General features: G+C 63.8%; 13 protein-coding genes, 1 tRNA gene and 1 pseudogene. 11 read left to right on the top strand and 4 right to left on the bottom strand.

Annotation, left to right across the window (positions count from 1 at the left end):
* Positions 1-319, top strand: a 319-nt coding sequence (locus ACNI3R_RS17545; protein WP_426185710.1) for a trehalose-6-phosphate synthase, incomplete at its 5' end; no start/stop codon positions are given.
* A gap of 112 nt (positions 320-431) precedes the next feature.
* On the opposite strand, the gene ACNI3R_RS17540 is transcribed toward ACNI3R_RS17545, so the two are convergent.
* Together ACNI3R_RS17540 and ACNI3R_RS17535 are read right to left on the bottom strand one after the other, a co-directional pair.
* Positions 432-1694: a calcium-binding protein gene (locus ACNI3R_RS17540; protein WP_426185708.1), complete on the bottom strand. Its 1263-nt coding sequence runs from the start codon at positions 1692-1694 to the stop codon at positions 432-434.
* A gap of 458 nt (positions 1695-2152) precedes the next feature.
* Positions 2153-3661 (bottom strand): YifB family Mg chelatase-like AAA ATPase, encoded by a 1509-nt coding sequence (locus ACNI3R_RS17535; RefSeq protein WP_426185706.1) that lies wholly within the window; start codon positions 3659-3661, stop codon positions 2153-2155.
* A 153-nt stretch (positions 3662-3814) separates the two neighbouring features.
* Here ACNI3R_RS17535 and ACNI3R_RS17530 point away from each other — a divergent pair, with 153 nt between their 5' ends.
* The gene (locus ACNI3R_RS17530) at positions 3815-4885 is read left to right on the top strand and encodes a 50S ribosomal protein L11 methyltransferase (RefSeq protein WP_426185704.1); all 1071 of its coding nucleotides are present in this window, start codon (positions 3815-3817) and stop codon (positions 4883-4885) included.
* Positions 4886-4934: 49 nt separating this feature from the next.
* Here the strand turns inward: ACNI3R_RS17530 and ACNI3R_RS17525 are convergent, their stop codons facing one another.
* The gene (locus ACNI3R_RS17525; RefSeq protein WP_426185702.1) at positions 4935-5432 is read right to left on the bottom strand and encodes a DUF3251 domain-containing protein; all 498 of its coding nucleotides are present in this window, start codon (positions 5430-5432) and stop codon (positions 4935-4937) included.
* A gap of 246 nt (positions 5433-5678) precedes the next feature.
* On the opposite strand from ACNI3R_RS17525, the gene rpmH reads away from it, so the two are divergent.
* The 9 genes and pseudogenes from rpmH to ACNI3R_RS17480 all read left to right on the top strand — a co-directional run bounded on the left by rpmH (position 5679) and on the right by ACNI3R_RS17480 (position 11235).
* Complete coding sequence (gene rpmH / locus ACNI3R_RS17520) at positions 5679-5813, top strand: 50S ribosomal protein L34 (RefSeq protein ID WP_012049799.1); 135 nt, start codon at positions 5679-5681, stop codon at positions 5811-5813.
* A gap of 71 nt (positions 5814-5884) precedes the next feature.
* Positions 5885-6151 (top strand): ribonuclease P protein component, encoded by a 267-nt coding sequence (gene rnpA / locus ACNI3R_RS17515; protein WP_426185699.1) that lies wholly within the window; start codon positions 5885-5887, stop codon positions 6149-6151.
* Complete coding sequence (yidD, locus tag ACNI3R_RS17510; protein WP_296623005.1) at positions 6148-6360, top strand: membrane protein insertion efficiency factor YidD; 213 nt, start codon at positions 6148-6150, stop codon at positions 6358-6360. Before rnpA ends, yidD begins: the two co-directional genes overlap by 4 nt.
* A 27-nt stretch (positions 6361-6387) precedes the next feature.
* A complete protein-coding gene (gene yidC, locus ACNI3R_RS17505; protein ID WP_426185697.1) occupies positions 6388-8127 on the top strand; it encodes a membrane protein insertase YidC in 1740 nt (579 codons plus the stop codon).
* Positions 8124-8783, top strand: coding sequence for a ribosome biogenesis GTP-binding protein YihA/YsxC (gene yihA, locus ACNI3R_RS17500; protein ID WP_426185695.1), 660 nt, complete (start codon positions 8124-8126; stop codon positions 8781-8783). The genes yidC and yihA overlap by 4 nt, the downstream gene beginning before the upstream one ends.
* A gap of 82 nt (positions 8784-8865) precedes the next feature.
* The gene (gene dapE / locus ACNI3R_RS17495; RefSeq protein WP_426185720.1) at positions 8866-9990 is read left to right on the top strand and encodes a succinyl-diaminopimelate desuccinylase; all 1125 of its coding nucleotides are present in this window, start codon (positions 8866-8868) and stop codon (positions 9988-9990) included.
* A 42-nt stretch (positions 9991-10032) separates the two neighbouring features.
* Positions 10033-10117 (top strand) — tRNA-Leu (locus ACNI3R_RS17490).
* 287 nt (positions 10118-10404) lie between these two features.
* Positions 10405-10575, top strand: a pseudogene (locus ACNI3R_RS17485) (helix-turn-helix domain-containing protein); the annotation flags it as partial.
* A gap of 24 nt (positions 10576-10599) precedes the next feature.
* Positions 10600-11235 carry an IclR family transcriptional regulator domain-containing protein gene (locus tag ACNI3R_RS17480; RefSeq protein WP_426185718.1) on the top strand — a complete coding sequence of 212 codons (636 nt, stop codon included), beginning with the start codon at positions 10600-10602 and terminating at the stop codon, positions 11233-11235.
* A gap of 87 nt (positions 11236-11322) precedes the next feature.
* Here the strand turns inward: ACNI3R_RS17480 and ACNI3R_RS17475 are convergent, their stop codons facing one another.
* Entirely contained in the window at positions 11323-12984 is a 1662-nt protein-coding gene (locus tag ACNI3R_RS17475; RefSeq protein WP_426185693.1) for a flavin-containing monooxygenase, read from the bottom strand.
* Positions 12985-13139 lie beyond the last annotated feature (155 nt).

The raw sequence follows: 13139 nt of genomic DNA, 5'->3' as shown, positions 1-13139 counted from the left end.
CCCGCTGCGCGACGGGATGAACCTCGTCGCCAAGGAATATATCGCCGCGCAGGACCCCGAAGATCCCGGCGTCCTGATCCTGTCGCGCTTCGCCGGTGCTGCCGAGCAACTGGGCGACGCCCTGCTGATCAACCCCCACAGCCCCGAGGACATCGCCGACGCGATCCAGAAGGCGCTCGCCATGCCGCTTGCCGAACGCAAGACCCGCTGGCGCGCTTGCATGGACAGCGTCGAGAAGCAGGACGTTATGTGGTGGCGGCGTTGTTTCCTGAGCGCTCTGGCGGGGGAGGAGGCGTGCGTGGAGGCGGATTCGGCGTAATACATTTTATATTGTAGGTGAACTAATAAATGTAATAATGCGAATATTTCGTGATATGATCGCATTATAATTTTATAATTTTGCAATTGTTATTTTAGAATATTTCCAAATATCAAATAAAATCATCATAGTAAAAGTTCATATCGGTAGTACCATAATCTTTACTCAGTTTTATTACGCCGATCATAGAATCAATTGAATTATTTCCATCAGAATCCCAGAAAATTATTCTGTCAATAAAACTAGTTTTAACTACAGCGATCTCATGATTGCCGAGATGCTCGTTGAAGAGGCTCTGGGCGATAAAAAGCGCCTCTTCGACTGTTGAGGGCAATGAACTCATTTGCGTTTCGTTGAAAACATGTTGAGGGTTGAAGCCGACCGAAATTCGATCGTTGCGGAGTAGAAAATCGACGATCTTGTCAGCGTCAGCAATATCAGGCGCAATACTGCTAGTGCTTCGGCCAAACACGAACGTATCGGACCCCGCCCCGCCGTCGAGATAATCTGCGCCCATATCGCCGAACACAGTATCATCGCCGTCGCTCGCCAAGATAGTATCGTCGCCCTGACCTCCGCGAATGAAATCATTCCCTAGACCGCCGGTAATACTATCGTCTCCGCGATTGCCGTTGAGCGAGTCATTGCCTTTCCCGCCGTGCATCACGTCATTATCCGCACCGCCCTGCATGCGATCCGAACCTTCACCGCCGATCAACAGGTCATCGCCGGCGTTGCCTTGAATATAATCAGATCCTTGATCACCGTCGATTGTATCGTTTCCGTCAATGCCGGCGGTCGGACCGAATCCATAGAGATGATCATTGCCGCCGCCGCCAAAGATGCTGTCAGACCCCGCGGCTCCGTGAACTACATCATGGCCGTTTCCTGTGGTGCCCGGGACATCACGGGGGTACATGCTCGGATATTCAGCATTGATATAGTCATCGCCTCCGCCGGCATATATCGTATCGTTACCGGCATAGCCCAATATAGCGTCTTGCTCGTCGCTGCCGGTAATGCTGTCGTCTCCACCAAAGAACCTGTGGCCAACAGGGTCGACCAAGCGATTGTTACTTGTCAACGATACTAGGTCGGATGCAGAAAAGTTGAGGTTTGAGAGTCTAAAATCGACGACGCCATTCACAAGATGCTCGTAACTCGTAACCGTGCCCTCAAACGTTTCGCTATCCTCATCATATGCCAAGCCGTAGCCGTTGAATCGGTTAACCATGCCTGACGCGTCTGGCCACGTACCTGTCATGTCGAACGAGACGGACGTCGGGCTGTGATTGGTAACAGTTCCGTACAAGCTCTGGCTGAGGAGGAAGCCCATCCGCAATGGCAGTCCGTTGATCGAAGTAATCGTGACCATAGTTGCGAACCATTTCTGCCTGTTGTACGGAAATTTCCAAAACAACTCGCCAAGGCTATGTCAACGCCAACAAGATCCATTGTGGCGACGATAGCGCGAGATGCATTCGGGTAGCGCAGCGACGGATTTCTAATCGGCTCTAGCCGATGGCCGTAATTGACCTGTTTCCCAAAGAGGCGCGTAATATGCTGGCCATTCCGGGTGGAATGCCTGTCGCGAAGAAAGATGACTGTCAAGCAATTCGGGCTTCCCTTAGAAATCCTGCGGTGGTGCGCCGCGCTCGGTATTGGCTGGTATGCTTTCCGTCTCTCGACCGTGCCGTCTGCTGTCATTTCATGAACCGTGATCCTCTACTGGTTTCGGTGGTTCGTCTGTTTTGGAGGGGCCGTAATAACAAGCCTAGCGCGACGAATTCCTGCGGAGGAAAGCGAAACCAAGGGCCAGTTCGCTCAAGGACCCTAATTCACCGGGGCACGTCTCCGATAGCTCAGCGCCTCCGCAATATGCAGGCGCTGCACCGCTTCCGCCCCCGCCAGGTCCGCGATCGTCCGGCTGACCCGCAGCACCCGATGATAACCCCGCGCCGACAGCCGCATCGCCTCGGCGGCCTGCGCGAGCAGCTTGCGGCCGGCGTCGTCGAGGGCGGCGACGGTGTCGAGCAGGTCGCCGTCGGCCTCGGCATTGGTCCGCACGCCATGGCTGGCATAGCGGTCGGTCTGGATCGCGCGGGCGGTGGCGACGCGGGCGGCGACTTCGTCCGAGCCTTCGGCGGGCGGGGGCAGGACGAGGTCGGCGGCGCTGACGGCGGCGACGTCGACATGGAGGTCGATCCGGTCGAGCAGCGGCCCCGACAGCTTCGCCTGATAATCGGCGGCGCAGCGCGGCGCGCGCGAGCAGGCGAGGGCGGGGTCGTCGAGATGGCCGCAGCGGCACGGGTTCATCGCCGCGATCAGCTGGACACGCGCAGGGAAGGTGACATGCGCGTTGGCGCGAGCGACGGTGACCTTGCCCGTCTCCAGCGGCTGGCGCAGCGAGTCGAGCACGGTGCGCTGAAACTCGGGCAGTTCGTCAAGGAACAGCACGCCGAGATGCGCAAGGCTGACCTCGCCGGGGCGGACCTTGAAACCGCCGCCGACCAGCGCCGCCATCGACGCCGAATGGTGCGGGGTGCGGAACGGGCGGGCGCGCAGCAGGCGGCCGTCCTGCAGCTCCCCCGCGACCGAGGCGACCATCGATACCTCCAGCGCCTCGGCCGGGGTCAGCTCGGGCAATATGCCGGGCAGGCAGGCCGCCATCAGCGACTTGCCCGCGCCGGGCGGGCCGCTCATCAACAGGTTGTGGCCGCCGGCCGCCGCGATCTCCAGCGCGCGCTTGGCGGTCTCCTGTCCCTTGACCTGGCGCAGGTCGGCGAGGCGCGGCGGGAGGTCGGCGCTGCCCGGCTGGGGCGGGGTGAGCGGGGCGCCGCCCTTGAAATGGCCGATCAGCGAGAGAAGGTCGGGGGCGGCGATCACCTCGACGGTCGCGGCCCAGGCCGCCTCCGGGCCCTGGGCTGCGGGGCAGACGAGGCCCAGCTCGCGTTCGGCCGCGTGCAGCGCCGCGAGCAGCACGCCCGGCGCGGGGGCGACACGCGCATCGAGGCCGAGTTCGCCCACCACCAGATAGGCCGACAGCGTCTCGGCATCGATCACCCCCATCGCGCCGAGCAGGCCGAGCGCGATCGGCAGGTCGTAATGCGACCCTTCCTTGGGCAGGTCGGCGGGAGAAAGGTTGACGGTGATGCGCTTGGGCGGAAGCGTCAGCCCGATCGCCGACAAAGCGGCGCGGACGCGCTCGCGGCTTTCGGCGACGGCCTTGTCGGGGAGACCGACGACGATGAAGGCGGGGACCCCCGGCGCCAGCTGCACCTGAACCTCGACCGCCCGGGCCTCGAGCCCGAGAAAGGCGACCGTCGCGACCCGCGCCACCATGTGCATGATTCCCCTGATGTTCGCTGTGTGTTCTAATCGCGGCAGGCGCGCCTTGTCGAGGGGGCCTCGCGACGGCGCGGGTTGACCGCAGCCCAATGCAGCGCCCATGGACCGCGAGCGCCGCTGGAGCGGCGATCAGCGGGAAGATAGCGAATGAGCCTGGGCGAGACGGTCTGGAGCAGATGGCCGATTCTGCACGGCAAAGGGCCTGATGACTGGGCGGCCCATGCGCGCGTCCTGCAGGGCAAGGGCAAGCGGAGCGATGCGATCGATCTGGCGCTGGCCGCGCTCGATCATCCCGATTGCGGCGGCCGGGCGCGGGTGATGGCGGGTGTGGTCGTCAATGCCGGCGTGCCCGACTGGCACTGGCGACTGGTTCGCGATACCGTCCGGAACCAGGCCTATGAGGCGGCGCTGCGGCGGGTGATCCGGCCCGACAGCCTGGTGCTCGACATCGGTGCCGGGACCGGCTTGCTGAGTCTGCTCGCTTTGCGGGCCGGCGCCGGGCAGGTGATCGCCTGCGAAATGGAGCCGGCGGTCGCGCGCATGGCGATGACGATCGCACGGGCCAATGGCGCGGAGGACCGGTTGCGGATCATCCCGCGCAATTCGGCCGAGCTGATCCTGGGCGAGGACATCGAGCGGCCGGTCGACGTGATCGTCTCGGAGATCGTCGACAATGTCCTGCTGGGCGAACACACGCTGGAGGTGCATCGCGATGTCGTGCCCCGCCTGCTGCGAGCGGGCGGCAGCGTGATCCCCGGCGAGGGGCGCATCATGGCCGCGCTCGGCCATGATCCGACGCTGGAGAAGTGGCGGATGGCGAGCCATGAGGGCTTCGACCTGTCCGCGTTCAACCGGATCGCGTCGCCGTCTCACCAGATCAAGGTGGGCGAGCCTGGCATCCGCCTGCTTTCGGACGTCGCCTGTCTCTATGACTTCCGGTTCGATGCACCGGACAGCTGGGGCGACCGGGCGGCGGAGAGGACGGTCACAGCGGAGGCGGGCGAGGCCAATGCGATCATCCAGTGGATGAGGCTCGATCTCGACCGGTCGGGCGAGCCGGACTCGATCTACGAAGTCCGCCCGGCGGCGGGCGCTCGCTCGTCGTGGGCGGCGGTGTCCTGGCCGCTCGCGCGGCCGATCATGCTGCGCGAGGGCGAGCGCCGGCGCGTCGGTGCGATGCGCACCGACTCCGCCTTTTCGCTCTGGCTGGCGGACTGACGCGGTTCCGGCGCATCTCCCGCTCCTGCCTGCCGGTGACGGCGGGAGCTTAGCTGCTCAGCAGATCGACATTGCCGCTGTCGAAGCCCGAGATGCGGACAAAGCCCAGCTGGGTCGGCTGAACGCCGGGCAGGTCGATCACATATTGCTTCCAGCTGCCCGCCGGCAGCGGCTCCCGGGCGGTGAAGCTGGTCGACTGGTTGGCGCTGACCACCGGCAGACCCTTGCCGTCGATCGCGCCCCATTCGATCTTCGCTTTCATGCCCGACAGGCGCGCGGCGGTCGGGTTGCCGAAGTCGAGCGTGACGCGGGTGCCACCCGCATAGGCCTCGACCTTGGCGATCGCGACCGCGATGCGCCCCATGTCGCTCTGCAATATGCCATAGCCGGCGGCGCCGGGCTTCAGGCTGACCGCCTTGCCGGTTTCGGCGGCGGCCTCGACCTTGGCGAGGCGATCCTCCAGCGCCTTGAGGCGCGTGTCGGTCTTCGATCCGCAGGCGGTGAGAAGGGGAAGGGCGAGCATGGCGCACAGCAACGAACGGCGCATCAGCAACTCCTGAAAAGACTGAACTGCGCGTTGCGAACGCCCATGAAACGAAAAAGAGCCATCGGCCGAAACGAAACGCTCGATCTTCTTGCCAAGGACGCTGAGTGAGTGCCGGAAAGGCCATCGGACGGCCAATTCCACCGTCACAGAGATTGACTCGCGCCGGCCTTTTGCCTAAGCGCGCCGACGATCAGCGGCTGCCGCGTGTCGGCGGCCCTTTTGTTTTTTTGATTTGAGGCAGAGACAATGAAGCGCACTTTCCAGCCGAGCAACCTGGTCCGCAAGCGGCGCCACGGCTTCCGTTCGCGCAGCGCAACCCCCGGTGGCCGCAAGGTTCTGGCCGCCCGCCGCGCCCGCGGCCGCAAGAAGCTCTCCGCCTGAGCGATTGTCCCTACGCGGTGCTCGAGCGCCGCGCGGATTTTCTGGCTGCCAATGGGGGCAGGAGGGCGCCGATGCCCGGCTTCGTCCTGCTCGTCCGCCCGCGTGGCGATGACGATCCCATGATGCGCCTCGGCATCACCATCACCAAGAAGGTCGGCAACGCGGTGGTCCGGAACCGGATGCGCCGCCGTTTTCGTGAGCTCGCGCGGGAGCTGTTTCCCGTCGCCGGCATTGCGGGTGCGGACCATGTGCTGATCGGCCGGGCAGGCGGCATCGAACGCGATTTCGCGCTGCTGCGCGGCGAGTTGCTCAAGGCGCTCGGCAAGGTCGCGCGGTGATCGGCCGGATCATCATTCTCCTGGCCAGAGCGTGGCAGCTCGGCCCATCGATGATCCTTCCTCCCACCTGTCGCTATATTCCCAGCTGTTCGGCCTATACGATAGAGGCCGTCTCGCGCTATGGCGCGCTCAAAGGCGGGTGGCTCGGGGTTCGCCGAATCTGTCGCTGTCATCCCTGGGGGGGCTCGGGTCACGACCCGGTCCCTTGACCATTTAAGGAATATCGGGAGTTTTTGGTGGAAAACCAGCGCAACATGATCCTCGCGATCGTACTGTCGTTGCTCGTCCTGTTGGGCTGGCAACTGGCGAGCGAGCGTTTCTTCCCCACTCCCAAGGCGCCGCCGGCGTCGGCCAAGCCCGGAGCGGCTCCCGCCACGCCGGACGCTCTCCCGACCGCTGGTGACGCACCTCGCGTCCTCCGCTCGCGCGCGGCGGTGCTCGGCAGCAGCCCGCGAATCGCGATCGACACGCCCAAGCTGGCCGGCTCGATCAACCTGCGCGGCGCGCGGATCGACGACATCGTACTCAAGACCTATCGCGAGACGGTGAAGAAGGACGCGCCGCCGGTGCGTCTGCTGTCGCCACAGGGCTCGGCCGGCGCCTATTATGCCGGCTTCGGCTGGACGGGCGACGGCGTCGACGCGCCCGGCCCGAACAGCCTGTGGACCGCCGACCAGACCGCGCTGCGCCCCGGCCAGCCGGTCACGCTCAGCTGGAACAACAATCGCGGCCAGCTTTTCCAGACGGTCATCACGGTCGACCAGGACTATATGTTCACGGTCACCCAGCGGCTGATCAACAAGGGCGCGGGCGTCGTTGCCGCGCGGCCTTATGGCCTCGTGTCGCGCGACGGCGTCTCGAAGGATCCTTCGACCTGGACCCTTCACACCGGCCCGATCGGCGTGTTCTCGAACAAGGCCAATTATGACCTGAGCTTCGCCAAGCTCGATGAGGCCGGTTCGGCCGGTGCGCGCTTCTCGACGACGGGTGGCTGGCTCGGCTTCGGCGACAAATATTGGCTGACCGCGCTCGTGCCCGACGCGAAGGACAGCGTCGAGGCCGGATTCCTGACCACCGCTCCCAAGGTCTATCAGGCGGTCCAGACCGGCCGTCCGCAGATCATTCGCCCCAACGCGGTCGGAACCGTGACGCAGCGCTTCTTCGCCGGCGCCAAGGAGGTCAACCTCCTCGACCGCTATGAGGAGCAGGGCGGTGTCGAGCAGTTCGGCCGCGCGATCGACTGGGGCTGGTTCGAGATCATCGAGAAGCCGATGTTCTGGGTGCTCGATCAGGTGTTCAAGCTGGTCGGCAATTTCGGCGTCGCGATCATGATCCTGACCTTCCTGGTCCGCGGCATGATGTTCCCGATCGCGCAGAAGCAGTTCCGTTCGATGGCCGGCATGCGCCGCGTCCAGCCGAAGATGAAGGAGCTGCAGGAGCGCTACAAGGATGACAAGCCGCGCCTCCAGCAGGAGCTGCTGAAGCTCTACCAGGAGGAGAAGGTCAATCCGCTCGCGGGCTGTCTCCCGATCCTGGTGCAGATCCCCGTCTTCTACGGCCTCTACAAGGTGCTGATGGTGACGATCGAGATGCGTCACCAGCCCTTCGTGCTGTGGATCAAGGATCTCTCCGCGCCCGATCCCGCGCATATCCTCAACCTGTTCGGCCTGCTCTCGTTCGAGCCGCCGGCCTTCCTCGGCATCGGCATTCTGGCGCTGCTGCTCGGCATCTCGATGTGGCTGCAGTTCAAGCTTAACCCCCAGCCGATGGACGACGCGCAGAAGCAGGTCTTCGCCCTGATGCCGTGGATCATGATGTTCATCATGGCGCCGTTCGCGGCGGGCCTGCTGATCTACTGGATCACCTCCAACTTCCTCACCATCGCGCAGCAGGCCTGGCTGTACCGGCAATATCCGGTCGCGCCGGTGCCGGCCTCGGCCACCGTCGTGTCGGCGACCGCGAAGAAGAAGAAGTGAACGACGAGGTCCCCTTCGAGGAACTGCTGGAGCCCGCGCGCAAGCTGTTCGCGGGTCCCGTCTCCTTCCTCAAGTCGGCGCCCGGCCTGCAGCATCTGCCCGAGCCGGACGCACCCGAGATCGCCTTTGCCGGGCGGTCGAATGTCGGCAAGTCGTCGCTCCTCAACCGGCTGACCAACCGCACCGGGCTGGCGCGCACGTCGAACACGCCGGGCCGGACGCAGGAGCTCAACTTTTTCGACGTCGGTGCGGCCGAGGAGGGCGGCGTTCCCACGCTGCGCCTCGTCGACATGCCCGGCTATGGCTTTGCCAAGGCGCCGAAGGACATCGTCCGCAAGTGGCGCTTTCTGGTGAACGACTATCTGCGCGGGCGGGTCGTGCTGCGCCGGGCGCTCGTCCTGATCGACAGCCGCCACGGCATCAAGGATGTCGACCGTGAGATCATGGACATGCTCGACAAGGCGGCGGTGACCTATCACCTCGTCCTGACCAAGGCCGACAAGATCAAGGCCAGCGAACTCGCCGCCGTGACCGATCAGACCCAGGCCGAGGCGCGCAAGCATGTCGCCGCGCACCCCCGCCTGCTGGTCACGTCGAGCGAGAAGGATTTCGGCATGGCCGAGCTTCGCGCGGCGATCCTCGACGCGATCCGCTGATCCGCTTGTCCGCAGCGCCCTGCACAAAAGCGCAGGGCCTTGCATCTCTCTGCCACGGCGCTAGGCGAGGCGCGTGACCGATATGATCGACCCGCTCGCGCTGACCCAGCGCCTCATCGCCTGCCCCAGCGTGACGCCGGCCGACGCCGGTGCGATGGCGGTCATCGCGGAGGCGCTCGAAGGGCTGGGCTTCGCCGTGCATCGCTTCGCGGCAGGGGGGCCTCCCGACGGGCCGATCCAAAATCTCTTCGCCATCCGGGGCGAAAGCGGGCCGCATTTCGCCTTTGCCGGCCATAGCGACGTCGTTCCGCCCGGCGCCGGCTGGACCGGCGATCCCTTCGTGCCCGAGATTCGCGGCGATCTGCTCTACGGACGTGGTGCGGTCGACATGAAAGGCGCGATCGGCGCCTTCATCGCGGCGGTCGCCCGGATCGAGCAGCGGCGCGGCACGATCAGCCTGATCATAACCGGGGACGAAGAGGGGCCGGCGACATATGGCACCGTCGCTCTGATCGACTGGATGAACGAACGCGGCATCCGCCCTGATCTGTGTCTGGTCGGAGAGCCGACCTCGACCCATCGGCTTGGCGACATGGTCAAGATCGGGCGGCGCGGCTCGGTCAACATCTGGATCGAGAATGTCGGGACGCAGGGGCATGTCGCCTATCCCCATCTCGCGCGCAATCCGGTGCCCGAACTCGTGCTGGCGCTCGCCGCGCTCGAGGCGCTGCACCTCGATGACGGCAATGACTGGTTCCAGCCGTCGAACCTGGAGATCACGACGGTCGACGTCGCCAACGCCGCGACCAACGTCATCCCGGCGAAGGCGAGCGCGCGGATCAACATCCGCTTCAACGACGAGCATAAGGGTGCCGATCTGGTCGAGCTGGTGCGGGCCACTGTGCTCGCGCATGCGCCGCACGCCGAAATCCGCGCGGCCATCTCGGGGGAAAGCTTCATCACCCCGCCGGGCGATTTCTCCGCGCTGGTGTCGTCGGCGATCACCAAGGTGACGGGCCTCGTACCCGAGCTGTCGACGACGGGCGGCACCTCCGACGCGCGCTTCCTGTCGCGCATCTGCCCGGTGGTCGAGTTCGGTCTGTGCAACGCGACGATGCACAAGCTCGACGAAGCGGTTGCTGTACCCGACCTCCACGCGCTGGCCGACATCTACGAAGAGATCGTCCTTACCGCGCTTGCGCGCTGAACGGTTGCGCGGTCAGCAGGAGCCGCTATAGCTGCGGCGCACGCGGGCGTGGTGAAATTGGTAGACGCGCCGGACTCAAAATCCGGTTCCGCAAGGAGTGTCGGTTCGAGTCCGACCGCCCGCACCAGAGCTTTCTGCTCCTTCTCCATCGCTTTCTGCGCGGCAGCGTCGCATTCCCCTCCACCATGCTCCGCATGGTCCCCCTCCCCGTGCCGGGGAGGAACTCAGGAGTAATGTGCGGCCAAGATCCTCCCCGGGACGGGGAGGGGGACCGTCCGCAGGACGGTGGAGGGGAATGCGGTGCGCGAAAGAACGGCAGCGCCCCTCCCCATCACATATACAATATTCGCCGCAAATATTGCCATGGCGCGTCATGCTGGCAAATTACATCCGCGATAAGACATAAAATTGCGAATGGAGGGATGTATGCAGCGCGGAACTGTAAAATCTGCCTCGCGGACGATTCAAGTCCTCGAACTGTTCCAGCAGAAAAGGCGTCCTTTACGACTGAACGAGATATATCGGGAACTCAACTATCCCCAGTCGAGTGCAACAAATCTTCTGAAGAGTTTAGTTGTTGCAGGCTATCTCAACTATAATCGTTCGACCATGTCCTATTTGCCGACGCTCAAGGTGAGCAGTCTTGGCAACTGGCTCTCGACGGCGCTGAACAGCTATGGCGAACTCGATCGGCTGATCCAGGACATACACAGCCGAACCGGCGAGACGGTCGGGTTGGTATCGCAGAATGATCTCTTCATCCAGTATGTGCGCTTCATCAGCAATGCCGATGCGCCTTTTTCGCGGCTCCAGGAACTGAACATGCCGCCGGACGAGGGCGCGATGCGGCTGATGATCGATTCCTCGGCCGGGCTCGCGATGCTCAGTCGGCTGCGCGACCGGGAGATCGACAAGATCTACCGCTATTCGCGCCATTATAATCGCGACTCCGACGCGGTGCCGGATTTCGAGGAGTTCATGCGCGAGGTCCGTTGGGCGCGACAGGTCGGTTATGCCTTCCTGCCGAAGAAGCCGACTCCGGAACTGGCTTCGATCGCGATAGCGCTGGACCAGCGCGTGCACGGCATCCCGCTGGCTGTGGGTGTAGGCGGGCTCGTCGAGTCGATGTCCAAGCGGAAAAACGAAATCCTCCGTGTGATGCGAGAGGCGATCGCATCTTTTCATTCGACCCAACTGCTGGCGCAGGCCGGCGAGAGCGAGATGGAGTATGCCCAGGCAAGCTGATCAGGGCTCAACGCGGCTATCGTGAAACGAAAATGGGACGGGATCGCTTGGCGCTCCCGTCCCGTTATCTTTTCGGCGGACGCCGGTTCAGGCCGGTTCGTGACGCTCCGCAGAGGCGGGGACGCCAGCGAAGTCGAGCCCACGATATCCGTCCCGGACGACGGCGGTACAGGCCTCGTTGAACTTGAAGAACCCGCCCGTGTACATGATCAAGCCGTGCGGTTTGCCTTCGACGTTTGCGCCGACAAACCAGGTTTTGGCCTTGGACAGGAATGTGAGCTCGGCCAATCCGCGCACCTGGTCCATCCACTGGGCTTCTGCCTCGGCTGTCGCTTCGACGGTCGCAAGGTCATTGTCGCGCATGTGCGTGATAACCTGGCAGATCCAATCCACATTCTGCTCGTCGAGGGTGATGATGTTGGAGAGTGCCGCGGGACCGTTGGGGCCGCACACCATGAACAGGTTGGGAAAGCCTTCCATCAGCAGGCCGAGCAAGGATTGGGCACCATCGGCCCATTTGTCTCGCACGGTGCGTCCGTTACGCCCTGTGACTTCGAAGGCGAGCAGCGCGCCCGTCAATGCGTCATAGCCGGTTGCCAGGATCAGCGTGTCCAGTTCGACCTCGCCTGCGCTGGTACGCACACCGGCCTCGGTGACGCACTCGATCGGGTTTGCGAGGCAGTCGACGAGATGGACGTTCGGCTTGTTGTACATCTCATAATAGCCGGTATCCAGGCAGGGGCGCCGCGCCAGGATCGGATACCCCTTGGGCTTCAAGCGCTCTGCGGTATCCTGATCCCTGACCGTCTCGGCGATCTTCTCGCGGACGAAATCGGCGACCTGATCATTCGCTTCGATGTTCGTCAGCATGTCCGAGAACAGGCCGATGAAATGCAGACCTCCGCGTTTCCATGCATCCTCCATCAGTTCCCGGCGCTGGCGGGGCGTGATGCTGAAGAAGGGGCGGGTCGTCGTCGGCCGCACGCCACCAAGATGGCTGGCGCGGGCCGAAGCCCGGATGCCGCGATAGTTGCGCTTGAGTTCGGCTGCATAGTCAGCCTCGATCGGCGTATTCCGCATCGGGAAGCTGAAGCTGGGGGTCCGCTGGAACACGTGAAGCGACAGCGCTTCCTCGGCGACAACGGGGGCGATCTGAATGCCTGACGATCCGGTTCCCACAAGACCAACGCGCTTGCCGGCGAAGCTGACCGCTCGATGCGGCCATTTCGCGGCGCGGAGAATCTCGCCTTTGAAGGTATCGAGTCCGGGAAATTCAGGATCCTTCGGTACCGACAGCGGCCCCGTGGCCATCACGCAATAGGTCGCTTCGATCGTCGCACCGTCGTCGGTCTTAGCGACCCACAGCGTCCGGGCCTCGTCCCAGGCCGCGCTGAGGACGCGGGTATTGAAGCGGAAATGCGGACGCAGATCGAGCTTGTCGGCAACGAAATTGGCATAGGCCAGAATTTCCGGCTGGGCGGCGAACTGCTCGCTCCACGTCCACTCCTGCTGGATCTCGTCGGAGAAGCCATAGCTGTAATCGACGCACATCAGATCGCAGCGTGCGCCGGGATAGCGATTCCAGTACCACACGCCACCGACATTGTCGCCAGCCTCTACCCCTGTCAGCGACAGGCCCATCTCGCGCAGCCGGTGCACGGCATACATGCCGCCGAAGCCGGCACCGACGACCAGCGCGTCCACGCGCGTGACCTCGCCTGCGTGTTGCGATTTCCCGATATTCATCATCCTGCTGAGCCCTCAGTCATCTCTCGGAGCAACCATGCCGCGAGCGCGCGGCGCACCCGAACAAAAGCCGGATGGGGCGCGAACAATCACATCCGTGCACGGCGCGGCCGCCGCTCGCCCTCGCGCACGGAAAAGGGGGCCCCGAACGGGACCCC

Source organism: Rhizorhabdus antheiae, from assembly GCF_049889055.1.
GTDB lineage: Bacteria > Pseudomonadota > Alphaproteobacteria > Sphingomonadales > Sphingomonadaceae > Rhizorhabdus.
The sequence above is the reverse complement of the archived record's forward strand: the minus strand, read 5'-3'. Positions and strand labels throughout refer to the sequence as shown.